Below are 26,270 nucleotides of genomic sequence, written 5' to 3' on the forward strand. Positions count from 1 at the left end.
CTTCACGGATCCAGAAGACGGCCTCCAATCTGTTTTCCCCGCGCTTCTCCGGGAAGCGAATTCCTCTTTGCCGTGCGGTGTCCTAGCCTCGGCTCAAAGGCGCCGGATCAAGGCGGCCATCGGGAGGTATCGCTCATGCTGCTTCGCTCTCTCGCCGCTGCGGCGGCGCTGCTGTTGTCGTCGACCTCGGGCGTCCTCGCCGAGGAGCCTCTCGCGCTGCGCGGCATGGGGTCGTTCCATGTCGGAGGAAAGCTCGTCGAGATATCGGGCCGCCCGGTAAAGGACGTCGTCTTCACGCCCGGCGGCACGCCAGCGCGGGTCGATCCCAACGGGACGTACCAGACCGGCCAGATGTATGTGCAGTATTTCCTGCCGCAGAATGAGCGCGGCTCGGTACCGTTGCTGCTCTGGCATGGCGGCGGCATGACCGGCGTGAACTACGAATCGACGCCCGACGGGCGCCAGGGCTGGCTCGAATTCTTCCTGCGGAAGGGCTGGGCGGTCTATAATTCGGATGCCGTCGAGCGCGGCCGCGCCGGCTGGGCGATGTATCCGGACGTCATCCCGGGCGAACCCGTCTTCCTGACGACGGCCAACCCCTTCGAGCGGTTCCGCATCGGACAAGGCGCCAACAGCTACAATGCCGATCCCGCCAAGCGGCGCTATCTCCCCGGCAGCCAGTTTCCGGCCGAGGGCTACGACAACTTCGTCAAGCAGATCGTGCCGCGGTGGACCTCGACCGACCAGATGATCATCGACGCGTATATCGCCGAGGTCGACAGGGTCTGCCCCTGCGTGATCTCGTTCCACAGCCAGTCGGGGCAGTTCGGCTTCAAGGTCGCACAGGCTCGGCCGGACAAGGTGAAGGCGCTCATCGCGGTGGAACCTGCGGGAATCGGCGACCCGGCCGCGGTCGCCGTCTTGAAGGATATCCCGGTCCTGATGGTGTTCGGCGACTACATCGAGCAGGATGCGCGCTGGCCGGCGATCCGCAAGACTGCCACCGATTTCGGCGACAAGATCAAGGCGGCCGGCGGGTCGGTCGACGTGGTCAACCTTCCGACCATCGGCATCAAGGGCAACTCGCACATGATGATGATGGACAAGAACAATCTGGAGGTCGCGCAGGTGATCCAGGATTGGCTGACCAAGAAGGGCCTGACCAAATAAGGCCCGCCCAAAGGTCGTCAGCGCCGCCGCCGGACTCAGGCCCGCGGCGTGCGCATCGTTACCAGCTCCTCCGCCGCGCTCGGATGCAGGGCGACGGTGCGGTCGAAATCGGCTTTGGTCGCGCCCATCGTCACGGCGATGCCGACGGCCTGGATGATCTCGCCCGCATCATGACCGAGAATGTGGACGCCGAGCACCCTGTCGCTCTTCTTGTCGACGATGAGCTTCATGTAGATGCGCTCCTGGCGGCCGGAGATCGTCGCTTTCATCGGCCGAAAGGCGGATTCGAAGACGCTGAGTTCGTAGCCTGCCGCATAGGCCTGCTGCTCCGTGAGCCCGACCGAGCCGATCTCCGGCGTGGTGAAGACGGCGGAGGCGACGGTCAGGTGGTCCACGGTCCACGGCTTGCCGCCGAAGACGCTGTCGGCGAAGGCGTGCCCTTCGCGGATCGCGACCGGCGTCAAGTTCACGCGGTTGGTGACGTCGCCTACGGCATGGATCGAGGGGACTGAGCTGGCCGAGTTCTCGTCGACCATGACCTCGCCGACCGGTCCGAGCTTGACGCCCGCCGCCTCCAGCCCCAGCCCCTTGGTGTTCGGACGGCGGCCTGTCGCGACGAGGACCACCTCGGCCTCGATCGGATCGCCATGGGCGCAATGGGCGCGGCGCGACCCGTCCGGCAGCTCCTCGATGCGATCGACGGTGCAGCCGAGGCGAAGCGTGATGCCGGCTTCCTTCAAGGCGTCCCGCAGGCGGACCCGCACATCCTCGTCGAAGCCGCGCAGGATGTTGTCGCCGCGATGGAGCAGCGTCACCGCCACGCCGAGGCGGGCGAACAGGCTGGCGAATTCCAGCGCGATATAGCCACCGCCGACCACCAGCATGCGTTTGGGGAGTTGCGGCAGGTGGAAGATCTCGTTGGAGGAGATGCCGAGCTCGCCGCCGGGGATCGGGGGCTCGAAAGTCGGCCAGCCCCCGGTCGCCACCAGGATATGGCGAGCGCGGACCAGTTCTCCGGTTTTCTGGAGACGCACCTCATGCGGTCCCTCGACCACCGCCCTCTCCTCGCGGATCTGGACCTTCGCGCCTTCGAGACCCTTGCGATAGAGGCCCGAGAGCCGCGTCACCTCGTTGGCGACGGCATCGCGAAGGGTCGGCCAGTCGAAGCGGGGCTCGCCGGGCAACGTCCAGCCGAAGCCGGCGGCATCCTCGAAATCCTCGGCAAAGCGGCTGGCATAGACGAAGAGCTTCTTGGGCACGCAGCCGCGGATCACGCAGGTGCCGCCGATCCGGTCCTCCTCCGCGATCATGACGCGGGCGCCGTGGCCCGAGGCGATCCGCGCCGCGCGGGTGCCGCCGGAGCCCGCTCCGATGACGAAGAGATCGACGTCGAAGTCAGCCATGGTGTTCTCCTTGCCGCTCCCTATGAGCGGGAAACCAGAGGATCGAGGCGCCGAGGACGGCAATCCACCAGCCCTGCCATGCCCCGTGCCCGACCACCGAAATGGCGAAGCAAGCGGCGGCCAAGGCCAGACGCGGGGCCGCCTCGCGCGCCGGCATGCGCCCGAGCCGGGTCAGCAGGAGCAATCCCGCCAACGTCATCAGAATTGCACCGACGGCTCCGGTCTCAACCCAGGCCTGCAACGGCATGTCGTGGGGATGGCCAACCGCCAGAAGCCGGCGTCGCTCCGGCTCGACCTGCGCCGCGACCGGATTCCGGTCGAGAGTCGGCGAGGTGTCGAAGCCGGTGCCTAACAATGGCCTGGCGCGCGCAGCCTGGCCGAAGCTCTCCCAGATCTCGATGCGGGCCTGACCCGTCATGGGCGGCAGCCGCTTAAGCAGAGCCGAGGGCATGTAATTCTGGGCGAGCATACCCAGAACGGGTGCCAGCAACATCGTGAGAACGAAGGCAGAGCCGATCGCACGGCGCGTCATGCGCGGCCAGAGCAAGGCTGCCGGCCAGCACAGAACGCACACCGCGAGGCCCAGCCGGGCGGAGGCGCTTTCAGAGCGCAAGGCCAACGCGGCGACGGCCAGCCCGACGACCATGGCGAGCAGCCGGTCGGAGCTGCGCCGCGTCGGAAGGCTCCAGAGGCCATGGATGACCGGCACGCCCAGCACCAGCGCGGTGATGGCGGGGCGGTTGAAGACGAAACCCATCAGTTTGCCGATGCCGAGCGCCGCGCGCTGCGACAGGCCGGAAGCGAGTTCGACGATGCAGAGCAGGCAGGCCAGGATGATCGCGACCGCCAGCGCCCGCAGCCAGACAGGTGACGGTGAAAATCGGCCAGACGCCGCGATGGCGAGCGTGAAAGCGATCGGCAAGGCGAGCTCGGCCCAACCATGCAGCGATGCCGCCGGCCCGTGGCTCCACAGGATCGAGGCCAGCGACCAGATCAGGAATGCGGACAGCACGATACCGAGGGGCGTGCTCACGAGCAGGCGAAGATGTGCCGAGCTCCGGCGCAGCCCTTCCGGCACGAGCGCAGCCGCCGCAGTGAAGCAAAACGCGGCAAGCCCGAGGAGCAATGGCGTGGACCTGTTCGCCAGCCACATGGCCAGCGGCATCAGCGTCATGAACACCATGCCGGCAGCGACCATGCGCGAAGACGAAGCGGGGGCGCGTGCCGCGCCGGCCGGAAAAGAGGGCTGGCTCATCAGGCGGGATTACGCGATCATCCCACGCCGCGCCAGACCTGCGGCAGCCCGGTCATCGCGAGATCGAAGTCACCTTCATCCCAAAGGCGTACGACCTCAGCGACCCGCCCGGGTGGAAGGGTATTTATGCGCATTATTATGCAATCAGGCGCAATTGACGCTCGCTGCGGCGTGGTGCCACAGGGCTTAATACGTTGTAAAAACTGCGGCAAAGCCGCGGAGCGGAGGAAATCCATGCTGACATCGATCCTGAAGCGCAGCGCATTGACTGCCTTTGCCGTCGCGGCGCTTTCGACCGCGGCCCTCGCCCAGGTCAATGAACTCAAGATCATGGCCCCGGCAGCACCGGGCGGCGGCTGGGACGGAACGGCGCGCTCGATGCAGCAGGCGCTGACCCAGGCCGGTATCGTCAAGAGCGTGCAGGTGACCAACGTCACCGGCGCGGGTGGAACCATCGGCCTGTCGCAGCTCATCGGCGCCAAGGGCCAGGGCGACCAGCTCATGGTCAACGGCTTCGTGATGGTCGGCGCGATCCTGCTCAACAAGTCGCCGGTCAATCTGACGCAGGTGACGCCGATCGCGCGCCTGACGGCGGAGGCCGAGGTCATCGTCGTGCCGACCGAGTCGCCGCTGAAGAGCGCCAAGGACCTGACCGAGCGCCTCAAGGCCGATCCGGCCAAGGTGACCTGGGCCGGCGGCTCGGCCGGCGGCACGGACCACATCCTCGCGGCGCTGTTCGCACAGACGGTCGGCGCCGATCCCAAGAAGATCAACTACATTCCGTTCTCGGGCGGCGGCGAGGCTCTCGCGGCGATGCTCGGCGGGCGCGTGACGGTCGGCGTGTCCGGCTATGGCGAGTTCGAGGGCCAGATCAAGGCGGGCAAACTGCGCGTCCTCGCCGTCACCTCGCCGAAGCGGCTCGGCAATGCTCCGGATGCGCCCACGCTCAAGGAGCAGGGTATCGATCTCGAGCTGCTGAACTGGCGCTCGGTCGTCGCCCCTCCCGGCCTTTCCGCCGAGCAGACCAAGGCCCTGACCGACACCGTCGACAAGATGGCCAAGTCGAAGGAGTGGCAGGAGATCCTCAAGGCGCGCGGCTGGGACGACGCGTTGCTGACCGGCCCTGCCTTCGATACCTTCCTGAAGGCCGAGATCGAGCGCGTGTCGAAGGTCATGCATGAAGTCGGGCTGGTAAAGTAAGCCCGACGCGACCGACAGGACGGGGCCGGGCGACCGGCCCCTTTCGCATCAGCCCGGCCCAGCGCCGGCCGGGCCCTCTTCCGAGGACCACCATGACGAACGAGACTCGCGCGAGGGGCGCCGACAAGCCGGCCCTGATCGTCGGCGTTCTGCTCCTGGCCGTCGCCTTTCTGGTCGGCTACGACGCAGCCCAGCAGACCATCGTCTCGACCTATGGCATCGGCCCGACGGCGATGCCCTATGTGGTCGCAACCGGGCTCGTGATCCTCGGCCTCGCCCATTTCGTCACCGCCTTCCGCGGCGGGCTGCCGCAGCCGGAAGCGGCCGATACCGGCGCTTTGCTATGGATCGCGGGCGGTCTGGTTGGCCTGATCGGCTGCATCGCCCTCGGCGGCGGCTTTGTCATCGCCATAGCCCTGCTCTTTTCCTGCACAGCGCGCGGCATGGGACGGCGGGCCTTCGCAGTCGATGTCGCCATCGGTTTCGGCCTCGGGCTCGCCATCTTCCTGACCTTCGCCAAGCTCCTGACGCTGATCCTGCCGTCGGGCCCGCTCGAGCGCCTGTTCCTCTGAGAGGCGGACCGCACCATGGATACGCTCCTCTCCCTGCTCCACGGCTTCAGCGTCGCCTTCGAGCCGTCGAAGCTTCTCTTCTGCCTGGTCGGCGTCTTCCTCGGCACCGCCGTCGGCGTGCTGCCCGGCATCGGGCCTGCCCTGACCGTCGCGCTGCTGCTGCCCGTGACCTTCAAGCTCGACCCAGCCGGATCGCTGATCATGTTCGCGGGCATCTATTACGGCGGCATGTATGGCGGCTCGACGACCGCGATCCTGCTGAACGCGCCGGGTGAGAGCGCTTCGCTCGCCACCGCGCTCGAAGGCTCGAAGATGGCCAAGGCCGGGCGCGGCGGGCCGGCCCTGGCGACATCCGCCATCGGCTCCTTCGTCGCCGGGCTGATCGCCACGATCGGCCTCGCCTTCCTGGCACCCTGGCTGGTCGAGGTTGCGGTCAAGTTCGGGCCCTGGGACTACTTCGCGCTGATGATCGTCGCCTTCGTCACGGTCTCGGCGACCTTCGGCGACTCGCCCCTGCGCGGCCTCACCAGCCTGTTTCTCGGCATCGCGCTCGGCCTGATCGGCATCGACAAGCTCACCGGCCAGGCACGGCTGACCTTCGGCGTGCCGGAACTGCTCAACGGCATCGAGGTGACGACGCTCGCGGTCGGTCTCTTCGCGGTCGGCGAGGCCTTCTATGTCGCCTCCAAGCGTTTCCGCGATCCCGAAGAGATCATTCCGATCAAGGGGTCGCTGTGGATGACGAAGGAGGACTGGAAGCGCTCCTGGGCTCCCTGGCTGCGCGGCACGGCCTTCGGCTTCCCGATCGGCGCGCTGCCGGCCGGCGGCGCGGAGGTGCCGACCTTCCTGAGCTACTCGACCGAGAAGAAGCTCTGCAAATATCCGGGTGAGTTCGGCAAGGGTGCGATCGAGGGCGTCGCGGGGCCGGAGGCGGCCAACAACGCCTCCGCCGCAGGCACGCTGGTGCCTCTGCTCACGCTCGGCCTGCCGACTTCGGCGACGGCGGCGATCATGCTGGCCGGCTTCCAGCAATATGGCCTCAATCCCGGCCCGCTGCTCTTTGCCGAAAAGCCGGATCTGGTCTGGGGCCTGATCGCGTCGCTGTTCATCGCCAACGTCATGCTGGTCATCCTCAACCTGCCCCTGGTCGGGCTCTGGGTCCGGCTGCTGGCGATCCCGCAGCCCTGGCTCTATGCCGGCATCCTCGTCTTCGCGACGATGGGTACGCTCGCGGTCAACGGCTCGCCGGTCGAGCTCACCATGCTCTTCGCCTTCGGCTTCATGGGCTATCTGATGCGCCGATACGACTATCCGGTGGCCCCGATGGTGGTCGGGCTCATCCTCGGGCCCATGGCCGAGGCACAGCTGAGGCGGGCGCTGCAGATCAGCCTCGGCGATCCGATGATCCTGCTGGAGAACCCGATCTCGGCGACGCTGCTCGGCATAGCGGCGCTGGCGCTGATCGCGCCTTTCGCGATGAAGGGGCTGAACCAGTTCAAGGCGAACGAGGACTGAAGCGGCGAGCGCGCCACGAAACAATCGTGGCGGAATCGTGTTGATCCTCCGGCTGCTGTACCGGCAGCCCTGATCGGGGGGATCGACGACATGACGGACGCGACGCTCTCAGCGGCTCCTGCCGCGACGGACCAGCCCGAGCTCAAGCGGGTCATGGGACCCTGGCTGCTGCTGCTCTTCATCGTCGGCGACATCCTCGGCACCGGCATCTATGCGCTCACCGGGCAGGTCGCCAAACAGGTCGGCGGCATGGTCTGGCTGCCCTTCCTGGTCGCCTTCCTCGTGGCGATGGTGACCGCGTTCAGCTACCTTGAACTGGTCACGAAATATCCGAGAGCCGCCGGAGCCGCGCTCTACACGCACAAAGCCTTCGGCATTCACTTCGTCACCTTCATCGTGGCCTTCGCCGTGATGTGCTCCGGCATCACCTCGGCCTCCACCGCTTCGCGTGCCTTCGCGGCCAATCTGTCGAGCGCCTTGGGGCTCGGCTTGTCGGGGGGGATCGGCATCACCTTGCTGGGGCTCGGCTTCATAGCGATCGTGGCCGCGGTCAATCTGCGCGGCGTCGGCGAAAGCGTGAAGGCCAATGTCGTGCTGACCTGCGTCGAACTCACCGGCCTGCTGATCATCATCACCATCGGCTTCTGGGCCATCGGAGCCGGCCAGGGCGACGTTTACCGGGTAATGCAGTTCAAGCCAGGAACCGAAGGCGGCATGGTCTGGCCAGTGATCGCGGCGACAACGCTGGCCTTTTTCGCGATGGTCGGCTTCGAGGACTCGGTCAACATGGCCGAGGAAACCAAGGATCCGAGCCGCATCTTTCCGAAGATCCTGCTCGCTGGTCTCGTCATCACCGGCGTGATCTACGTGCTGGTCTCGATCTCCGCGATCACGCTGGTGTCGCCGGAGCAGCTCGGCGAGGGCGAGACGCCGCTGCTGAAGGTCGTGCAGGCCGGCGCACCCAATTTTCCGCTCTGGATATTCGGCTTCATCACCATGTTCGCGGTGGCCAACAGCGCCCTGATCAACATGCTGATGGCCAGCCGGCTGGTCTACGGCATGAGCCGCGAGCACGTCCTGCCGCCGTTCCTCGGCAAAGTCCATGAGACCCGACGCACGCCCTATGTCGCGATCGGCTTCACCACCTTGCTGGCCTTCGCGCTGATCACCTTCGTCGGCGAGGTGCCGGCACTGGGCGGCACGACCGCGCTGCTGCTGCTATGCGTCTTTACGGTGGTCAACATCGCCGTGCTGGTGCTGCGCAAGGACAAGGTGGAGCATGGGCATTTCCGCACGCCGACCATCCTGCCTGTGGTCGGGGCGCTGGCCTGCGCCTTTTTCGCCGGCCCGTGGACCGGACGTGACCCTGTTCAATATCAGATCGCGGGCATCCTGCTCGGTATCGGCATTCTGCTTTGGTTCGTGACCGTCTGGATCAACCGTCGATCCGGCGTGACGCCGACCGAGCCGAATGCCGAGGATTTCGGCAAGCACGGACCGATGAACTGAGCCAGGTGGCGTCGGCCGCGATGCAGGATGCGAGGTCAGCAGTTGCGGACCTCGATCGATGATCGAGATGTCTGACGACCGGTCTGGCGGCGGAGGCCGGCTGCCATGACCGAGCTCTCCTGCCCCTGCGACGATGTGCGCCGGCGGCGCAGGGTCAGAGCTGGTGGCCGCGCTTGCGCATTTCCTGCGAGAAGCGGTCGAACAGATAGTTGCTGGTCTGGACGCTCCAGGGCTGCATCAGGTCGAAGACCTCGTTCATCGCGTCCGAGCGGAGCTTCAGATAGCGCTGGCCGACCGGCGACTTGAAGAAGACCGTTGCCTCCTTGAGATCGGCCTCGGTGAGCTTCTTGGCGAAGATCTCCGCGGCGTTGCGGATCATCTCGTCCGACCGCTTGGCAGCCTCGGGCCGCAGTTCCTCGATCACGGCCTTGGCGTCCTTGACGGCCTCGGGCCGGGTCGTCAGGAGCTGCTGCGTGTTGTCCTCGAACTGCTTGTAGATGCCCTCGATGCTGGAGGTGACGCCGGTGAGGTCCATGATCTCGCGGGCCGCCTGCAGATGGGTCGGCGTCGGGGCCGGCGCCTGGGCGAAGGCGGGAGCGGCGCAGAGAAGCGACAGGCCCAGACATGCGCTGGCGAGCGAGCGGCGGATCATGCGTCAGACATCCTTCATCAGTGGCCGTATGGAGCGGACGGCGCATCGTCGCGCGCGACCGTCCTTCGGGCGCGATCCTTAGCCCGGATCGCGCCCGAAGGGAATCATTCGATATCGCCGAGCAGCCTGACGCCGTCGGCCCCTGCCAGGACAGCGCCGGTCGCGAGCCCGATGAACAGGCCATGCTCGACCACGCCCGGCACCGCATTCAGTGCCTGCGCCAGCAATTCGGGCCGCTCGATCACGCCGAGATGCGCGTCGAGAATGAAATGGTCCCCATCCGTCGCCAACACCGAGCCGTCGGCGCGGCGGCGCAGCACGAGATCGCCGGCCGCACCCGAGGCGGCGATGGCCGCCGCCACGGCGCGCCGGGTCGCCTCCAGGCCGAAGGGCACCACCTCGATCGGCAGAGGATAACGGCCGAGGCGGCCGACCAGCTTGCCGTCGTCGGCGATCACCACCATGCGGGCGGACGCAGCCGCGACGATCTTCTCCCGCAGCAGGGCCGCACCGCCGCCCTTGATCAGGCGAAGCTGGGCATCGAGCTCGTCGGCGCCATCGACGGTCAGATCGAGTTCCGGCGTCTGGTCGAGGGTCGACATCGGGATGCCAAGGCCCTCCGCCTGGGTCTGCGTCGCCTCGGAGGTCGCGACGCAGATCACATCGAGCCCGGCCGCGACGCGCGCGCCCAGCAGGTCGACGAAATGCCTGGCCGTCGAGCCTGTGCCGAGGCCCAGCCGCATGCCGGGCCGCACCAGCTCCAGCGCGCGGGCAGCCGCCTGCTTCTTCAGTTCGTCGGCAGTCATGATCTGGCCCTGACGGTCTTGGCCGGCGCGCGGGCCGGAACGGTGAGTTTCGGCGCTCTCCTGCCGCGCAGGAAGGCCCGAGTCCAGCCGCCGGCGCGGCAAGGCAGCTATTTCGACTGCGGCGTGCACACCGTCTTGTCGTCGAAGACGTAACAGATGCTCATCTCGCCGGTGCGCATGTTGACGCGGAAGATACCGCCCTCGCGCTCGTGCCGCGACGGCATCAGGGTGTATTCGCCGGCCGGCTGCGGCCCTGCCCCCTCGCCGGAGGGGAAGCAGATGGTGACGCCGACGCCGCCCTCCTTCAGCTGAAACTGGCAGGCCCCGACCTCGCCGGTCGATCGGTCGATCCGGTAGACGCGGTTGAGGTCGGTCTGCGGTGCGGGTGCGAACTCGAAGACCCCGGCAAGCGCGGGGGCGGCAACGGCCAGCGGCAGCAGCGACCAGAACAGGGGGCGCGCGAAGCGGAAGGCAACATCGGTGAATGGCGCGGCGATCTTCGGCATCGTCAGGTTCCCGGCCGCCGTGACGGCGAATCGCCGGCAGGATAGCATCATCGGCCGACCGGGGTCGCGCAGGCGCAGCGCGTGCGACCTTGCCAAGCGTCACCTTGCCAAGCCCCGACGATGCCCTCTAACTCGAATCACCTGCGCGAATCGCGGGTGAAGGAGCCGCGCGCATGAGCCTGTCCCCGATTGTCGTCTTCGATCTCGACGGCACCCTGGCCGAGACGGCTCCCGACATCATGCGTGTGCTCAACGTCATCCTGGTACGCGAAGGACTGGCAGCCCTGCCGCTGGAGCGGGCGCGCGAGCTGGTCGGCGCGGGCGCCCGCGCGCTGATCGAACGCGGCTTCAACGTCTCGGGCCGCCCCCTCGATGCGGCGACGCTCGACCGGCTGTTCGAGGATTTCCTGCTGATCTACGCCGAGGACGTCGCTTCCGGCAGCTATCTCTTCGACGGCGTGCCGGAAGCGATGGAACGACTGGCGGGGGAAGGCTACGCGCTGGCCGTCTGCACCAACAAGCCGATCCTGCACACAAGGCTGATCCTGGAGCATTTCGGGGTAGCGGATCGCTTCGCCTCGGTGGCGGGCCGCGACAGCTTCGCCTTCTTCAAGCCGGACCCTCGCCACCTGACGATGACGATCGAAGCCGCCAAGGGGGATCCTAGGCGCGCGGTGATGATCGGCGATTCGCGCACCGATATCCTCACGGCCCGCGCCGCCGGCATCCCGTCGATCTGCGTGCCGTTCGGCTATACTGACGTGCCGATCGAGACGCTGAAACCCGATTACGTAATCCAGCACTTCGACGAATTGCGGGATGCCGTGGCCCGTGCGCTGGCACCGGCCGCCATCGCCTGCTGAGAAGCGCGACGTCCTTGACGACGCCGGGCCTGCCGACTAGGAGAGGCCGTCCGGGCGATTAGCTCAGCGGTAGAGCACTCCCTTCACACGGGAGGGGTCGCAGGTTCGAACCCTGCATCGCCCACCATTCCCCCCAATCCGGATCGTCCGACATCAGGCTCAGCGCCGATGACGCGGCCTCGGGATCGCCGCGCCCGCTGCGGCATCACGGCGAAGCCGAGACGTTGGAAGAAAGTGCAATTCGGCCATCGCGACGCAGAGACGGCTTGATGCCGCTGCGCTCCTCAGCGTCTTCCGAAAGACAAAAACGGCCAGGCTCGCCCAAGCCCGGCCGTAAGTTTGCCACAACCGGGTCGGGGGAACCGCCCGCTGCAAGATCACTCTGGATCCGGCGGCGGCAGCCCGCCTTGATCTTCGTCAAATCTTGCCCGCAGCGGACAGCGGCGGGCCTTTCCTCAATGCGACAGCCGCGCTGCGCCGTCGTCGAACGGCGCGCCTCCCGTTGCGATGGCGGCAAGCTCCTGCTCGAGACGCTGCGCCACAGGCAGGCGGAAATGCAGCGCATCCCAGTAATGCGTGTCGTCGGAGGTCAGCGGCGAGGGATGGGCATAGTCGACCAGGGCGGCGCCTCGCGCCCGCGCGATGGCGGCGATGCGGCTCTTGCAGGCGGCGTAACGCTGCCATCCAGCACTGTTCGTGCGCGGGAAGGCCGCGACATGCGAGGGCGGCAGCACGATCATGATCCGCGTCGCGGGCGGATAGGCGGCCAGCGAATCGGCCAGCCAATCCAGGGCCGGAAACCGCCAGCCCGCGTTCTCCGAGAGCGGCACGGGCGCCGGCGGCAGCGGCGAAAGGTCTTCCGGCTTGCCGCCGCTGCCCTGGTAGATGTGGCTGCGCGCGCGAGAGAGATCGTAGCTGGCTTCCGGCGGGGTGAAGACCTCGTAGCCGTCGCCGCGAATGCGCTCACGCGTCAGGCCGAAGCGATAGGCCAGCAGGCGCCCGGCGATTTCGAGATTGGTCAGGTTGACGAGCTTCAGCCAGTCGAACCAGCGCACGTCCCGCGAGAACCAAGCCGGCACCGGGCGCGGGGTGCGCCATTTGGCCGGGTCGGTCGCGTCGGCCTCGCACCAGGTCTGGTCCAGCCCCCAGACCAGCCAGCGCGGCGCCGCGACATGCGCCTGGAACAGCCGGGCCGTCTGCATCTGCTCCCAGGGCGTCGCCGCGTTCATGGCGAGGTTGGCGAAGCGGGCACCAAGATCGCGCGAGAGCGCCTGCGGGTCGACCAGGCGCATCGTCGAGGTGCCGACGACGGCCGCGTCGAAGGCGCCCGAGCGCACCAGTTGCGGGTACATGAAGCGCTGGTTGATATCCATGATGGGGCGCGGGGCCTGCCCCACGCCGACGCGCAGGCCGAAGGGGTCGAGGCCGGCGATGAAGGTGAAGACGAGGCCGGCGAACAGCGCGAGCGCGAGACAGAACCAGCGGCTCCAGGCAATCCAGTTTCTGGCCATGCGGGCCGCGGCTCCCTGATCAACTCGCGATGTCGCCCCGCCGCCTCTTCGCACGGCAGCGCCCAACTCGACAATCGCCAACCGCCCCCGGCCGAGGCGACTGGCTGCCGCGAGGCCTGCATGCGAAACAGACGTCATGGCATTCCGGAACCCTTTTCGCTTGGCAGCCTCCGCACTTGCGGGCTGCGCGATCCTGCTGGTCCTGCTCGGACCCGTGGCTCATGCGGCGCCGGCCGAAGGCGAGTCGGCGACGCCCTCCTCCGGCATCGAGGACGCGCTCTGCCGGCTGATCGACGGGGCGGGACGCGCGCATTCCGTGCCGCCGGCCTTCCTGACGCGCCTGATCTTCCAGGAATCGAGCTTCCGCCCCGGCGTCACCAGCCCCGCCGGTGCGCAGGGCGTGGCGCAGTTCATGCCCGGCACGGCGCGGGAGCGCGGGCTCTCCGACCCGTTCGATCCCGAGCAGGCGGTGCCGAAGGCGGCACAGTTCCTCGGCGAGCTGCGCGACCGTTTCGGCAATTGGGGCCTGGCGGCGGCGGCCTATAATGGCGGGCCGAACCGGGTTGCAGCCTGGCTGGCGGCGCGCAAGGCAGGGCAAAGCAGGTTCCTGCCCTTCGAGACGGAGACCTACGTCCTGTCGATCACCGGCACGAGCGCCGAGGACTGGGCCGAGGAGGCGCAGGCCAGCGCGGACGGCGACGGACGCTCGCGGCGGCTTCGCCCGGCGACGCGCGACCCGCAAGAGGCCTGCGGGCCGACGCTCGTCGCGATCCGCAGCAGCCGCCCTGCCCTGCCTGTCGTCGCCGAGGCCCCGTTCGCGCCATGGGGCGTGCAGCTCGCCGGAAACTTCTCCAAGGCCCGCGCGCTGGCCGCCTTCGGCAGGGCCGCCGCCCGCCATAGAGGCCTTATCGGGGAGTTGCAGCCAATGGTGATCGGCACCCGCTTTCGGAGCCGCGGGACGCGGGCCTTCTATCGCGTTCGCCTGCCGGCCGCGAGCCGCGCGGAGGCTCTGTCGCTGTGCCGGCGCATCCAGTCCGACCGGGGCGCCTGCATCGTGCTGCGGAGTTGATTTTCGAGCGCTCGGATGTTGCAGAGTCGCAACGTGGAACGGCAAAGCTCGGTCGCTCCCGGCGTTGTGATGAGCCCCCGATTGCGAGGAACGGATCGCTCTGACAGGACGTTGAGGAGACGTTGACTTTTCAGTGTCAACCTCATGTCCAGCGCCTTCCCCGACCGTCCGAGGTTCATCGATGTCCCGCTCTCTTCGTCTGGCCATGCTCGCCAGCCTTGGCCTGCTCGCGCTCGGCTCCGCAGCCCGCGCCGAGATCGATCCGTTGACCCGCCAGCCGCTGGTTCAGATCGTCGATCCGTCCAAGGCCCAGGCGACCACCATCCCGCGCGAGATCGTCGACTACCAGACCAAGCATCGCCCCGGCACGATCGTCGTCGACACCAATGAGCGCCGCCTCTATTTCGTGCTGCCGGAAGGCAAGGCCGTGCGCTACGGCGTCGGCGTCGGCCGGCCGGGCTTCGACTGGGCCGGTTCGCATGCCATTACCCGCAAGGCCGAATGGCCGAGCTGGACCCCGCCGTCCCAGATGCTGAAGCGCCGCCCCGACCTGCCGCGCCACATGGCCGGCGGCCCGGACAACCCGCTCGGTGCCCGTGCGCTGTATCTCGGCTCGACGCTCTACCGCATCCACGGCTCGAACGAGCCGGAGACGATCGGCCAGGCGGTCTCGTCGGGCTGCATCCGCATGCTCAACGAGGACGTCGTCGACCTCTACGATCGCGCCAAGGTCGGCACCCGGGTCGTTGTCGCGCGCTGAACGCCGCAGCAACCTGCAGTCAGACAAGCAGAAGGCCGGCGGATGAACCGCCGGCCTTTTTTGATGCGTGCTGCCTTGTGAGCGTCAGACGATGGGGTCGCGGCGCATCGCCTCGTCGCGATGCTCTCCACCCATGCCCGCAGCCCACCAGGCCGATACGGCCGCGACCAACAGGCCGGCGGCGGTGAGGAAAGCCGCCAGGATCGCGATCTTGCGGGCCTTCTCGGCGGCCTGCTTGGCGGTTTCCTTGGCCTCGTTCAGCTTGGCATAGGCGTCGTCGATGCGCTTCTGCGCATCCTGCTCGCTGATGTTCGCGCGGGCGGCGAGGCGCGAGGCAAGATAGTCGCGGTCGCCCTGCTCGAGCCGGCCATTGGCCAGGGAGCTGACGAATATCCGCGAGGCCTGGTCGCGCTCTTCGGCCGTGACCGGAGCCTGACCGGAGGCGCGGGTGACGTTGTCGAGCGCAAGACCCATCGGATCTGCCTGCGAGGAGACGAGGGAGGCCATGCCGGAACCGGCCGAGGCCACGCCGTTCACCGCCGTCTTCGCCGCGCCGAAGAGCGACGAGGTGGTGAGGAAGACGATGATCAGCATGCCAGTCGCCCAGACGACCAGGCCATGAGCACCGTCGCGCACCTTGCGCTCGTCGCCGGTCGAGTCCAGCACCGGCTGGGTCATGCGTCCCGCGACATAGCCACCGGCCATGCTGGCCGAGACGGTGACCCACAGCGTCCACAGCCCGAGCGCGATGGCCAGCGCCGTGCCGCTGCTGCTGCGGCTGAAATCGGCCGAGACCATCGACAGCCCCAGCGCAGAACCGAAGACGGTGAAAATGGTCGAGATCGCCGTCGCGATGATCGCGCCGGCGAAAATAGCGCCCCACTGGACATAGCCAGTGCTGGGCTTGTTCACGGTGACGGGTGCCACCACAACATCGGAACCTGTCATGGACATCGGAGCCTCCTAGCGCAGACCGAGAAAGGAAAGGATTGCGAGGATCACGACGACGAGTCCGACGAGATAGATAATACTGTCCATAGAGCCCTCCTGAGGGTCAGCCACCCGGCAGAGGGCAAACAGGCGTGGGCCCGCTTAGTTCCGCCTGGCGAAGCGGCAAGCGTCAGGGCCGAGCAGCGCGCCGGCTCAGCAGTGGACGACCGAGGGAGGGGTCGGCCGTCTATCGACGCTCGCGCGACAGGCCTTTCTCGGCAAGAGCCGCTTCATAGGCGCGCATCTTGTCGCTCTGCTGCTCGCCCAGCTCGCGCAGGTAATCCCAGGCGTAGAGGCCAGTGTCGTGCATGTCGTCGAAGGTGAGCTTCACGGCATAGTGCCCTACCGGCTCAACCTTCAGGATTTCGACCGCCGCCTTGCCGGGAACGATCGTCTTCTGGCTGGCGTGATGCCCCTGCACCTCCGCCGAGGGGCTCTCGACACGCAGCAGCTCGGCCGGCAGCGCGAAGCTCGCGCCATCGTCGAAGACGACATGCAACGTGCGGCGGTCCTTGGCGAGGCGCAGTTCCGTCGGCCAGGATGACATGATCGTGCCTTTCGTCTCGTCGCGCGGGGCGGCCATGCGCTTGACCTTGCCCGCATCGATGCCAATGTCTCGCTCTTAGCAATGTAGGCGTTCCTCCGCATCGGGGCGAAGCGGACGCGATGACCGGAGTTGAGGCAGGGTGCTGCTCGACGACATGAAGCCGCTGATGCGAGCGCCGCTGGTCGATCCGTTCGGCCGGGCGATTTCCTATTTGCGCATCTCAGTGACCGATCGGTGCGATTTTCGCTGCGTCTACTGCATGTCCGAGACCATGCAGTTCCTGCCGCGAAAGGAGCTGCTGACGCTGGAGGAGCTCGACCGCATCGCCAGCGCCTTCGTCGCCCGCGGCACGCGCAAGCTCAGGCTGACTGGCGGCGAGCCGCTTGTCCGGCGCGATATCATGCAGCTGTTCCGCTCCCTCTCGCGCCACCTCGCCTCGGGGGCGCTCGAAGAGCTGACCCTGACGACGAACGGCTCGTTGCTCTCCAAATATGCCCGGGAGCTGGCCGATTACGGGGTGAGGCGGATCAATGTCTCGCTCGATACGCTCGACCCGGACAAGTTCCGGGAGATCACACGGCGCGGCGACCTCAAGGTCGTGCTGGACGGCATCGCGGCCGCCCGCAAGGCCGGGATGCGGGTCAAGATCAACGCCGTGGCGCTGAAGGGCGTCAATGACGACGAAATCGAGCAGCTCATGCTGTGGTCACACGATCTCGGCATGGATCTGACGCTGATCGAGGTCATGCCGATGGGCGAGATCGAGGCCGGGCGCATCGACCAGTACCTGCCGCTCTCCGTCGTGCGCGGACGGCTGATGGACAAGTACACCCTGATCGACGATCCCTATCGCACCGGCGGCCCTGCGCGTTATGTCCGGGTCAAGGAGACAGGCGGGCTCGTCGGGTTCATCACGCCGCTCACCCATAATTTCTGCGAGAGCTGCAACCGCGTGCGGCTGACCTGCACCGGGACGCTCTATATGTGCCTCGGTCAGGAGGATGCGGCTGATCTGCGCGCCGCCGTGCGCGGCTCCAAGGATGATGCGGCCCTTTTCCGCGCGATGGACGAGGCCATCGCCCGCAAGCCCAAGGGGCATGACTTTGTCATCGACAGGCGCCACTCGCGGCCGGCTGTCGGCCGCCATATGAGCGTGACCGGGGGGTAGCTCCGCACCGGCTGCTCTGACTCCTTGACCGGCCTTTCGAAAGCGTTAACCCTCGCGGCCATGGCCGGCCGGTTGCGTATCCTCATCCACACCTCCCTGCGCTGGCTCGTCGCCTGCGCCGGCGCAGTCTATGGCTTCATTCTGCAGACCCATGCCGCGAGGCTGGTGCTGATGGCGCTGCGGCTGCGGCACGAGACGCCGCTTCCGGCGCTGCTCATGGCGGCTCTGTTTCTGCTCTGCCTTTATGGCGGATGGTCATCTGGCCGCTCCGTCTATTCCGCCCTGCTACCCGCCTCCCCCACAGGCATCGGTGCAGGTCTGGCCGCTACCGTCGCCGGACTTGTCGTTCTCGAACTGATTGCCGCCTTCTCGATCATCGCGATCACCGCGGCGCTGCAGCTCGCTTACGACACCGGCCGCCACCGGGTGCTTGCCATCCTCCTGCTCGTGAACGCGATAGCTCTGGGCATGACGGGCTGGCAGCTGTCGCAAGTGCAGGCGGCTTCGCTCGGCTCGTTCATTCTGCCTCTCGCGCTCGCAGCCGCGCTGGTTGCGCTGACAATCTGGTTCGAGCGGGCCTATCTCAGGCCTGCTTATCCGGGCTTTCGTGATTTCTGGGCCGACATCGTCGATGCCCGCCACTTCCTGAACCGGGCTGCCCATGGCGAATGAGAGCGAGCCGCTACGCAGCCAAGCCTCGCCGCCGGTCAGCGCGCATCACCTCGCCGAGGCGGTGAAGGCCGGCCATCACGGTGCGGCCGATGCAGTGGAGAACCAGCCGCCGGCCCACGCCACAATGCTCTCCCAGACTGAGCAGACACTGATCGCACGGGCCCGCGAGCACTACGCTACGATCCGGCAGGAGGCAGCGGCGGCGTTGAACGCGCTCCAGGCGGAGGTCGCCGGGAGGCGGGAGCTGTTCACACAGCAGCGCTTCGAGGGACGGGTGCGCGGGGTCGAGGCGACGATGCGCGCGGCGCTGAACCGGCATGGCAGCGAGCTGGAGCAGCGCATCTACGATGCGCTTCGCGCGAAGCGCGAGTACGGCTTCTTCAACTACGAGAACAAGCGCCGGGCCGATCCGAAACTCGACAAATGGCAGTTCATCCTGTTCTTCCTGGTCGTGCCGCTGGTGATCGAGAGCCTGCTCAACGGCAATTTCTTCGCGGAAGCGAGCGATTTCGGGCTGGTCGGCGGCGCCGCGACTGCCGTCATCATCTCGGCGCTGAACATCGCGCTCGGCTTCTTCATGGGCGTTGGGCCGGCACGCTACTGCCAGCATGTGAAGAGCTCGCACCTGTTCTGGGCCCTGCCGGCCTATGCCGGGATGATCGCGCTGATCGTGCTGTTCAACCTCGCCGTCGGCCATTACCGCGAGATGCTCATCGCCAACCCGGATGCGCGCTCCGTTCAGGTCATGCCGCGCCTGATGGAGAGCCCCTTCGCGATCTACGACCTGAAATCGGTCGCTCTCGTGATCATCGGCTGCATCGTCGCCTTCGTCGCGGCCACCAAGGGCTATTCGGCCTTCGGCAGCTATCCGGGTCATGCAGCGGCCTATAAGCGCTGGCGCCAGCGCTGGGACGCGGTCGAAGAGGAGCGGCGGCGCCTGGATGTCCAGCTGCTGCCCGAACTCGAGGCGCTGCGGACCCAGATCGACGGCTTCCGGGAAGACTGCCGCGAGGAACTCGGCAAATTGCAGGGCCTGAAGGCGCAGGCGGAGAAGGCGCGCGATCTCTACGCCTCTCGCCTCGGCCAGCTTCGCGCGGCAAAGGACGCAGCGATGATGCAGTACCGCGAGGCCAATCTGCGGGTCCGCACCGATCTGCCACCGGCCTATTTCTCGCAGAGCCTCAACCTGGCTGAGATCGACCAGCCGGGAGAGCTCGCCGAATACGTCGCGGCGCGACGTCAGATCGACGACTTTGAGCAGCAGCTCGGATCCATGCCGGCGCTGGTCGAAGCGACACTGCGGGACCGGCTGGTGCTGTTGCGCGGCATCGACCTCGCCGGCGAAGTCGAGCAGGTCAAGGCTCGCGCGGCCCAGGCCGGCCGCGAAGCCTTCGAGCGCGACGAGGCAGCCCAAAAGCAGGCCGCCGAAGAATTCGCCGCAATGCCGCGATAGGTCGGTTGCCATGAAGACGGAAAACTGGGCGATCGTCGCCTCCGCCCTCGCCGGCGTCGCGCTGGTCGGGTTCTTCGCCGCTCCCTCGCTGTTGCGCGGCCCGCCGCGCGACCAGGAGACCCTGTGCCCGAAGACCGGCCCCATCGGGCAGACGCTGGTCCTCGTCGACAAGACCGACCCTTGGAGCGAGGTCCAGGCCGGAAGGCTCAAGACACTGGTCAAGCAGATCGGCGACGAGCTGCCGGCGGATCGCATGCTCTCGATCTATGTCTTCAACGACGTGTTCGAGCCGGGCTTTCCGGCGCTGATCTCGCTTTGCAACCCCGGCCGCACGGCGAGCGAACTGATCGGCAACCCGCGCCGGGAATATGTGAAATGGGTCGAGAAATTCGGGCGCCCGCTCGACGAGGCACTGAAGACCCTGACGCAGCCGTCCAAGGGCAACCAGTCGCCGATCATCGAGGCGATCGGCGATGTCGTCTCCCGCCGCGAGAACCGCGTCGCGGAGGGCGACCGCAAGCTGGTCCTGGTCTCGGACATGCTGCAGAACTCCAGCCAGTTCACCGTCTTCGGCAACGGTCCCGGCGCGCGCGACCAGGAGAAGCTGCGGCAGGTTCTGGCGAAGACCTGGCAAAGCTCGGGCGCCGGCAGCTGGGCGCTGGGCGTGCACCAGGTGCAGGGCGTCTATGAGCCGCAGCGCCTCGAGCAGGCAGCCTTGCTCTGGCAGCAGGCGTTCCAGAAGATGAACGTGACAGTGAACTGGGACCGGCTCTAGGCCTGATGCGGGGCGGCCCCTGGATGGGCTTCCTCAGAGGCGATAGGCCGTCCGCGCCGCTCCCCAGTGCCGCCCCAGCAAGCGGATGGGCGCAGCGACCTCGCTCAACGTCTCGCTGCCTCGGCCGAGGTCGATCTCCAGGCACTGGATCAGGAACGGGCGCGCGGAGCGACCGGCGCTGATCGCGACCCTGCTGTCGTAAAGCCGGCGGTTGGCGGCGTGAACCGCACTCCAGACCGGGTCATCCGGCCGCGCGGGCTGGGAGAACTCGGCATGATGGACGGGGACATAGGCATTGCGGTCGCTCGCGATCGCAAAGGCAATTCGCGGGTCGGCTGATCGCATCCGCTCCAGCAGCGGTGGCAAGACGATCTCCAGCGCCGGCAGACTTGGCGTCGCATAGTGCCGGGGCTCGGCGTCGTTGAGAGGCTTGTAACCGGTATCGAACAGCTCGGCCTCGGTCACCAGGCCGCGTTGTAGTGCTGCCTCCATCGCGCTGGCGATCTCACGCGCGAAATCCTGGGCACCGTCGATCATCGGGCGGAAGCTGCGCTCGATCTCCTCGATCGTTCGGGCGAGCGCGTCGCTGCCCAGGGTTTCCTCGGGCGCGAACGCCAGATGCAGGCCCTTCTCGCTCGCCCCCGCCATGCGGCAGGCGAGAGGCGGCAGCCCTTCGATCTCCACCGTCCCCTGGGCGCCTGCCCAACGCCGGGCCTCCGGCGCATTCGACAGGAGCGCCCCGCCGCGGCCGAGATCGATGACCTCACCGGTCAGCTCACAGCCCGCAAGCTTCAGGCGCGCATGCCGCTTCAGCGGAAAGCGATCGAAGCGGCGCCGATCGGCGAAGGCGGTATGGCGCAACGCGGGCTTGAAGCGCCGCAACATGCTCCCCGCCACGCGCTCGCCCTTCGCGGTCGCGCGGCGGACCCGCTCGCTGCCGGTCATGGTAAGTTGCGCGATGCGGTCGATCTCTCCGGCGCGCTGGGCGACGCCGTCGACGAAACGAGCGGCCTCGCGCACATTGCGCGAGAGCTCCGCCGTCGTCGCAGCCTGCTTCTGCGACGCGTTGCCGATGACGCCCATGATCGGGTTGACCTCGCGCACGATCGCCAGCGCGTCGTTGACGATCTGCGTGGAGCCCTGGGCCGCCTGGGTCAACCTGTCGACGCGGCGGCGGATGTTGTCGGCAGCCTCGCTCACCTCGACGGAGAGCGATTTCACTTCATGGGCCACCACACCGAAACCGCGGCCGGCCTCGCCCGCGCGCGCAGCCTCGATCGCCGCGTTCAGCGCGAGCAGATTGGTCTGGCGAGCGATCTCGGCGATCGAATCGACGATACCGCGTATCTCCCGCGTGGCGTCACCGAGGCCGTCGAGCACGACAGCGGCCTCGCCTGCGCGGGAGACCGCCGAATCCAGCTTCGCGCGAACGTCGAAAAGCGCTCCGTCGACTTCCTCGGCCGATTGCGAGACCTGCTGGCTGACGGCGGCCAGCGAGGAAGCATTTTCGCTGGCGGCTCCGATCGCGGTCCGCATGCTGCCGGCGCTGGCGAGGATGCTGCGCGAGCCGCCCTCGAAATCGGCTGCAATGCAACCGGCCTCGGACAGTTCCGCAAGAAGCTTCTGCATCGAGCAGACGATCTCGCGCTCGATATCGTCGATCGCCTCCGCAGCCGACATGTCCGGCGCAGGCGCCTGCGCAATGCCGGGCTGCGAATCGATGGCGGCGGGCGGAGCAGGCTCCATCGCGCCGAAGCTGTTTCGACCGCTCAACAAGCGGCGAATCATGCCCTGCATGGAACCACGGACTCCCCCAGCGTCACCAATCGAGCTTATGAAGCCGCCGCCCTTAACAAAAGCTTCCCGCAGCGTGCGGAACAGGCCTGCGGCGGGGGCGGTGGACCGGGCCGGGCCGGACTTGTATGCCTTCGGTTTACCCGCTTCGGAGCGATCCCGTGACCCAGCACAGCTATGACGTCATCGTCGCGGGCGTGGGCGCGATGGGCTCGGCCGCCTGCTGGCATCTGGCCCGGCGCGGGCTGAAAGTGCTGGGGCTGGAGCGCTTCGATCTCGGCCACGCCATGGGCTCCTCGCACGGCCTCAGCCGCATCATCCGCCTCGCCTATTTCGAGGGCTCGCATTACGTCCCGATCGTCCGACGCGCCCATGAACTCTGGCGCGAGACGGGCCAGCAGGCCGGCATGAAACTGCTCCATGTGACCGGCTCGCTCGATCTGGCGCCGCGCGGCGGAGGGCCGGTCGAAGCCTCGCTGCAGTCCTGCCTCGACCATGGCCTGGTGCACGAGGTGCTCGAGCGGGACGAGATCATGCGTCGCTTTCCCGGTTTCCAGCTCCCGGAAGACCATCTCGGGCTGTGGCAGCCGGATGGTGGCTTCGTCGCCTCGGAAAAGGCGATCTACGCGCATGTCGGGCTCGCCCAGGCGCATGGCGCCGAGATTCGCACCAACGAGCCGCTGCTGGACTGGACGCCCACCGCTCAGGGCGGCGTCATGGTGCGCACGGAGCGCGGGACCTATTCGGCCGGCCGGCTCGTCATCACCTCCGGCGGATGGATCGCGGATGCGGTGCCGGCGCTCGCGCGCAATGTCAGCACGGTGAAGCAGGCGATCGGCTGGTTCACCACGCGCCGGCCGGAGCTGTTCCGCGAAGGCGCCTTCCCCGTCTTCATCCTGCATGTCGAGGAGGGCAGCTTCTACGGCTTTCCGCTCTATGAGCATCCCGGTTTCAAGCTAGGCGGCCCGCATTTCGGCCGCGAGCCGATGGACCCGCGCGAATCCGACCGGACGCCGAGCGACCTGCAGGTCAGGCTGATCCGTGAGTGCCTGGCGCGCTACCTGCCGGAAGCGGCCGGCGACCCACTGACGCTGAAGGGCTGCGTCTATACGGTGACGCCGGACGAGGACTTCATCATCGATAGCGTCCCCGGCGTGCCACAGGCGGTCTTCGCCTCCGCATGCTCGGGCCACGGCTTCAAGTTCGCGAGCGCGATCGGGGAGATTCTGGCGGATATTTCCACCGTTGGCCGGTCTCCCTTCGACCTCGCGCCCTTCTCGTTGTCGCGCCTCGACGCCTCGAACGCCTGAGGAGCGACGCCTTGGCCAGCGCTGCCGACAACCGCCGCGGCATTCTCTTCATGCTCGCGGCGATGACGCTGTTCGTCTGCAACGACACCTTCATGAAGCTGGCGCGGGAGATCTATCCCCCCGGCCAGGCGCTGCTGCTCCGGGCAGCCTTCGCCGTCTTGATCGGCGTGGCGCTGATCTTCGCCGTCGGCGAGCAGGACCGGATCGGAATGGCAACGCAGCCGCGCGTCCTGCTGAGAGGGCTCCTGGAAGCGATGAGCGCCCTGCTCTTCGGCTGGTCGCTCGGGCTCCTGCCGCTGGCAACGATCACCGCCATCAACATGGCTTCGCCCTTGATGATCGTCGTACTGGCTGTGCTGTTCCGCGTGGAAAGCGTCGGCTGGCGCCGTACGCTCGCGCTGCTGGTCGGCTTCGCCGGCGTGCTGATCGTCGTGCGGCCGGGCGCGGAGAGCTTCGGCATCGGCGCCATCGTGGCCCTGATCAGCACCGTTTTCACCGCCGGGCGCGACCTCGCCACGCGCATGATCGGTCCTCAGGTGCCCTCCACCGTGGTGGCACTGACGACCACCGTCATGGTCGGCCTGATCGGCGCGGGCTTCGGCCTGACGGAGGTCTGGCAGCCCATCGGGCGGCTGGAGACGGTCTATGTGCTGTTCGCCTCCGTGCTCGTCACCGCCGGGACCTTCTGCATCATCAGCGCGTTCCGGCGCACCGATGTCGGCGTCGTCTCGCAATACCGCTATTCGGTGATCGTCTTCGCGGCACTGATCGGCTATCTCGTCTGGGGCGACCTGCCGGATGCGATCGCCTTCGCCGGCATGGCGCTGATCGTCGGCAGCGGCCTCTATACGATGCACCGGCAGCGGGTGAGGCCGGATTCCGCCCTCAAGCCCGCGCCGGAATGAAGCACCGACGCGAAAAATGGAATGCGGCTTTCGGAAAAGTCGATGCGGCAACGATAGCTCGATCTCGGATCGCTTTCCGATCCGATGATGGAGGTCCTCAATCCTCCAGGCGCGCGATCAGGCTGGAGGTGTCCCAGCGGCGCCCGCCCATCTTCTGCACGTCCGCGTAGAACTGGTCGACCAGGGCAGTGACGGGGAGCTGTGCGCCGTTGCGGCGCGCCTCATCGAGGACGATGCCGAGGTCCTTGCGCATCCAGTCGACCGCGAAGCCGAAGTCGAACTTGTTCTGGTTCATGGTCTTGCCGCGGTTCTCCATCTGCCAGGAGCCGGCGGCGCCCTTCGAGATGACCTCCAGCATGGCCTCGACATCGAGCCCGGCGCGCTTGGCGAAGTGGACGCCCTCGGACAGCGCCTGGACAAGACCGGCGATGCAGATCTGGTTGACCATCTTGGTAAGCTGGCCGGAACCGGCAGGGCCCATCAGACGGCACATGCGGGCGAAGGCGGCGATGACCGGCTCGGCGCGAGCGTAGACCTCCGCCTCGCCGCCGCACATCACGGTGAGCACGCCATTCTCGGCTCCGGCCTGGCCGCCCGAGACCGGTGCATCGATGAAGCCGAAGCCGCCCTGCTTGGCCGCGGCGGCCAGTTCGCGCGCGACGTCGGCCGAGGCAGTGGTGTGGTCGACGAAGACCGAGCCCTTCTCCATGCCTGCAAAGGCGCCGTTCTCACCGATGGTGACCGCGCGCAGATCGTCGTCATTGCCAACGCAGGCAAAGACGAAGTCCTGGCCGCGGGCGGCATCGGCCGGCGTCGCGGCCGAGAGGCCGCCATGCTGCGAGACCCAGGCCTGGGCCTTCGTCGGGTTGCGGTTGTAGACGGTCACCTCATGCCCGCCCTTGGCCTTGAGATGCCCAGCCATCGGGAACCCCATGACGCCGAGACCGATGAACGCGACTTTGGCCATGTGGTGTTCCCCGCTTCTATCTGTGCTGCTCGTCCCCGCTTTAGCGTGCGATCCGTGCAGCGGAAAGATGGCTCCGCGCCCATCCCCCATGTGGCTTTTCGGGTTGCGGCACCCGGTCCGGGGCCTTAGCTGCCGGACATGACCGTATCCAATGACGACGAACTGCAGGCACTGCAGGAGATCGGCCGCATCGTGGCCCAGGCTCTCGCGATGATGGGCAAGGCGCTGGAGCCTGGCATGACGACGGCCGAGCTCGACGCGATCGGGCGAGCCCATCTCGAGAGAGCAGGAGCGCGTTCGGCTCCCGAGCTCTGCTACGACTTCCCTGGTGCGACCTGCATCAGCATCAACGAGGAGGTCGCGCACGGCATTCCCGGCCCGCGGCGGATCCTGGCGGGCGACCTCGTCAATATCGATGTCTCGGCCGAGAAGAACGGCTTCTATTCCGACACTGGCGCGTCCTTCCTCGTGCCGCCGGCGAAGCCCAAGCTGGAGCGGCTCTGCCGGGACGGAAAGCGTGCGCTCTGGGCCGGCATCGGGCAGGTCGGCATCGGCAAGCCGCTCGCCGGCATCGGCGACGCGGTCGGCCGCTTCGCGCAGAAGAACGGCTACACGCTGGTGCGCAACCTTGCCAGCCACGGGATCGGCCGTGCGCTCCACGAGGAGCCGACCGAAATCGCGACCTGGCCGGACAAGCGCGAGCGCCGCCGCATCACGAACGGCCTCGTCTTCACGGTCGAGCCCTTCCTGTCTCTGGGAGCCGACTGGGCCGAACAGGGGGATGACGACCCCTGGACACTCTACAGCGAACCGCGGGCGCCGACCGTCCAGTACGAGCACACCCTCGTGGCGACGGCCCGTGGCCCGTTGGTGCTCACCCTGCCGGGCTGAAGCACGC

The 26,270-nt window shown here is 67.4% G+C and carries 25 protein-coding genes and 1 tRNA gene; 16 read left to right on the top strand and 10 right to left on the bottom strand.

Annotation, left to right across the window (positions count from 1 at the left end; translation table 11 throughout):
* Positions 1–135: 135 nt before the first annotated feature.
* Entirely contained in the window at positions 136–1,170 is a 1,035-nt protein-coding gene (locus BW981_RS02370; RefSeq protein WP_244560190.1) for an alpha/beta hydrolase, read from the top strand.
* Between the two features lie 35 nt (positions 1,171–1,205).
* On the opposite strand, the gene gor is transcribed toward BW981_RS02370, so the two are convergent.
* Together gor and BW981_RS02380 are read right to left on the bottom strand one after the other, a co-directional pair.
* Complete coding sequence (gene gor / locus BW981_RS02375; protein ID WP_076435884.1) at positions 1,206–2,573, bottom strand: glutathione-disulfide reductase; 1,368 nt, start codon at positions 2,571–2,573, stop codon at positions 1,206–1,208.
* On the bottom strand, positions 2,566–3,828 hold the full coding sequence (locus BW981_RS02380; RefSeq protein WP_076435886.1) for an O-antigen ligase family protein: 1,263 nt from the start codon (positions 3,826–3,828) through the stop codon (positions 2,566–2,568). Before BW981_RS02380 ends, gor begins: the two co-directional genes overlap by 8 nt.
* 234 nt (positions 3,829–4,062) lie before the next feature.
* On the opposite strand from BW981_RS02380, the gene BW981_RS02385 reads away from it, so the two are divergent.
* The 4 genes from BW981_RS02385 (at position 4,063) to BW981_RS02400 (ending at position 8,624) form a co-directional block, all read left to right on the top strand.
* Entirely contained in the window at positions 4,063–5,028 is a 966-nt protein-coding gene (locus BW981_RS02385; RefSeq protein ID WP_139333583.1) for a Bug family tripartite tricarboxylate transporter substrate binding protein, read from the top strand.
* A 92-nt stretch (positions 5,029–5,120) separates the two neighbouring features.
* Positions 5,121–5,600 (top strand): tripartite tricarboxylate transporter TctB family protein, encoded by a 480-nt coding sequence (locus tag BW981_RS02390; protein ID WP_076435888.1) that lies wholly within the window; start codon positions 5,121–5,123, stop codon positions 5,598–5,600.
* A gap of 15 nt (positions 5,601–5,615) precedes the next feature.
* Positions 5,616–7,115, top strand: a complete 1,500-nt coding sequence (locus BW981_RS02395; RefSeq protein ID WP_076435889.1) for a tripartite tricarboxylate transporter permease — start codon at positions 5,616–5,618, stop codon at positions 7,113–7,115.
* Positions 7,116–7,205: 90 nt separating this feature from the next.
* The gene (locus BW981_RS02400) at positions 7,206–8,624 is read left to right on the top strand and encodes an APC family permease (protein ID WP_076435891.1); all 1,419 of its coding nucleotides are present in this window, start codon (positions 7,206–7,208) and stop codon (positions 8,622–8,624) included.
* Between the two features lie 154 nt (positions 8,625–8,778).
* On the opposite strand, the gene BW981_RS02405 is transcribed toward BW981_RS02400, so the two are convergent.
* The 3 genes from BW981_RS02405 to BW981_RS02415 all read right to left on the bottom strand — a co-directional run bounded on the left by BW981_RS02405 (position 8,779) and on the right by BW981_RS02415 (position 10,534).
* Positions 8,779–9,276, bottom strand: coding sequence for a DUF2059 domain-containing protein (locus BW981_RS02405; protein ID WP_076435893.1), 498 nt, complete (start codon positions 9,274–9,276; stop codon positions 8,779–8,781).
* A 104-nt stretch (positions 9,277–9,380) separates the two neighbouring features.
* Positions 9,381–10,082, bottom strand: a complete 702-nt coding sequence (rpiA, locus tag BW981_RS02410; RefSeq protein ID WP_076435894.1) for a ribose-5-phosphate isomerase RpiA — start codon at positions 10,080–10,082, stop codon at positions 9,381–9,383.
* A gap of 107 nt (positions 10,083–10,189) precedes the next feature.
* The gene (locus tag BW981_RS02415) at positions 10,190–10,534 is read right to left on the bottom strand and encodes a hypothetical protein (protein WP_083712168.1); all 345 of its coding nucleotides are present in this window, start codon (positions 10,532–10,534) and stop codon (positions 10,190–10,192) included.
* Positions 10,535–10,761: 227 nt separating this feature from the next.
* Between BW981_RS02415 and BW981_RS02420 the strand changes: the two genes are divergently transcribed.
* Both BW981_RS02420 and BW981_RS02425 read left to right on the top strand, forming a co-directional pair.
* Positions 10,762–11,451, top strand: coding sequence for an HAD family hydrolase (locus tag BW981_RS02420; RefSeq protein ID WP_076435895.1), 690 nt, complete (start codon positions 10,762–10,764; stop codon positions 11,449–11,451).
* 52 nt (positions 11,452–11,503) lie between these two features.
* A tRNA-Val gene (locus BW981_RS02425) sits at positions 11,504–11,578 on the top strand.
* A gap of 328 nt (positions 11,579–11,906) precedes the next feature.
* Here BW981_RS02425 and BW981_RS02430 read toward each other — a convergent pair.
* The gene (locus tag BW981_RS02430; protein ID WP_244560191.1) at positions 11,907–12,962 is read right to left on the bottom strand and encodes a hypothetical protein; all 1,056 of its coding nucleotides are present in this window, start codon (positions 12,960–12,962) and stop codon (positions 11,907–11,909) included.
* Positions 12,963–13,098: 136 nt separating this feature from the next.
* Between BW981_RS02430 and BW981_RS02435 the strand changes: the two genes are divergently transcribed.
* Positions 13,099–14,031, top strand: coding sequence for a lytic transglycosylase domain-containing protein (locus BW981_RS02435; protein WP_076435896.1), 933 nt, complete (start codon positions 13,099–13,101; stop codon positions 14,029–14,031).
* 181 nt (positions 14,032–14,212) lie between these two features.
* Complete coding sequence (locus tag BW981_RS02440; protein WP_076435897.1) at positions 14,213–14,791, top strand: L,D-transpeptidase; 579 nt, start codon at positions 14,213–14,215, stop codon at positions 14,789–14,791.
* An 84-nt stretch (positions 14,792–14,875) separates the two neighbouring features.
* On the opposite strand, the gene BW981_RS02445 is transcribed toward BW981_RS02440, so the two are convergent.
* The gene (locus BW981_RS02445) at positions 14,876–15,745 is read right to left on the bottom strand and encodes a hypothetical protein (protein WP_076435899.1); all 870 of its coding nucleotides are present in this window, start codon (positions 15,743–15,745) and stop codon (positions 14,876–14,878) included.
* 223 nt (positions 15,746–15,968) lie between these two features.
* Positions 15,969–16,331 (bottom strand): gamma-butyrobetaine hydroxylase family protein, encoded by a 363-nt coding sequence (locus BW981_RS02450; protein ID WP_175624043.1) that lies wholly within the window; start codon positions 16,329–16,331, stop codon positions 15,969–15,971.
* Between the two features lie 151 nt (positions 16,332–16,482).
* Here BW981_RS02450 and moaA point away from each other — a divergent pair, with 151 nt between their 5' ends.
* The 4 genes from moaA (at position 16,483) to BW981_RS02470 (ending at position 20,396) form a co-directional block, all read left to right on the top strand.
* Positions 16,483–17,496 carry a GTP 3',8-cyclase MoaA gene (gene moaA / locus BW981_RS02455; protein WP_076436744.1) on the top strand — a complete coding sequence of 338 codons (1,014 nt, stop codon included), beginning with the start codon at positions 16,483–16,485 and terminating at the stop codon, positions 17,494–17,496.
* A 72-nt stretch (positions 17,497–17,568) separates the two neighbouring features.
* Positions 17,569–18,168 (top strand): hypothetical protein, encoded by a 600-nt coding sequence (locus tag BW981_RS02460; protein ID WP_139333584.1) that lies wholly within the window; start codon positions 17,569–17,571, stop codon positions 18,166–18,168.
* Entirely contained in the window at positions 18,158–19,621 is a 1,464-nt protein-coding gene (locus tag BW981_RS02465; protein WP_076435903.1) for a hypothetical protein, read from the top strand. The genes BW981_RS02460 and BW981_RS02465 overlap by 11 nt, the downstream gene beginning before the upstream one ends.
* A gap of 10 nt (positions 19,622–19,631) precedes the next feature.
* The gene (locus BW981_RS02470) at positions 19,632–20,396 is read left to right on the top strand and encodes a hypothetical protein (RefSeq protein ID WP_076435904.1); all 765 of its coding nucleotides are present in this window, start codon (positions 19,632–19,634) and stop codon (positions 20,394–20,396) included.
* A gap of 33 nt (positions 20,397–20,429) precedes the next feature.
* Here the strand turns inward: BW981_RS02470 and BW981_RS22925 are convergent, their stop codons facing one another.
* Positions 20,430–22,169 (bottom strand): methyl-accepting chemotaxis protein, encoded by a 1,740-nt coding sequence (locus BW981_RS22925; RefSeq protein ID WP_175624024.1) that lies wholly within the window; start codon positions 22,167–22,169, stop codon positions 20,430–20,432.
* Positions 22,170–22,351: 182 nt separating this feature from the next.
* Between BW981_RS22925 and solA the strand changes: the two genes are divergently transcribed.
* Both solA and BW981_RS02485 read left to right on the top strand, forming a co-directional pair.
* Positions 22,352–23,500, top strand: coding sequence for an N-methyl-L-tryptophan oxidase (solA, locus tag BW981_RS02480; protein WP_244560192.1), 1,149 nt, complete (start codon positions 22,352–22,354; stop codon positions 23,498–23,500).
* A gap of 11 nt (positions 23,501–23,511) precedes the next feature.
* The gene (locus BW981_RS02485) at positions 23,512–24,405 is read left to right on the top strand and encodes a DMT family transporter (protein ID WP_076435909.1); all 894 of its coding nucleotides are present in this window, start codon (positions 23,512–23,514) and stop codon (positions 24,403–24,405) included.
* A gap of 97 nt (positions 24,406–24,502) precedes the next feature.
* Here the strand turns inward: BW981_RS02485 and BW981_RS02490 are convergent, their stop codons facing one another.
* Positions 24,503–25,372 carry an NAD(P)-dependent oxidoreductase gene (locus BW981_RS02490; protein ID WP_076435911.1) on the bottom strand — a complete coding sequence of 290 codons (870 nt, stop codon included), beginning with the start codon at positions 25,370–25,372 and terminating at the stop codon, positions 24,503–24,505.
* A 138-nt stretch (positions 25,373–25,510) separates the two neighbouring features.
* Between BW981_RS02490 and map the strand changes: the two genes are divergently transcribed.
* Complete coding sequence (gene map, locus BW981_RS02495; RefSeq protein ID WP_076435913.1) at positions 25,511–26,263, top strand: type I methionyl aminopeptidase; 753 nt, start codon at positions 25,511–25,513, stop codon at positions 26,261–26,263.
* Positions 26,264–26,270: the final 7 nt, after the last annotated feature.

The organism is Allobosea sp. TND4EK4, assembly GCF_900156025.1.
Classification (GTDB): domain Bacteria; phylum Pseudomonadota; class Alphaproteobacteria; order Rhizobiales; family Beijerinckiaceae; genus Allobosea.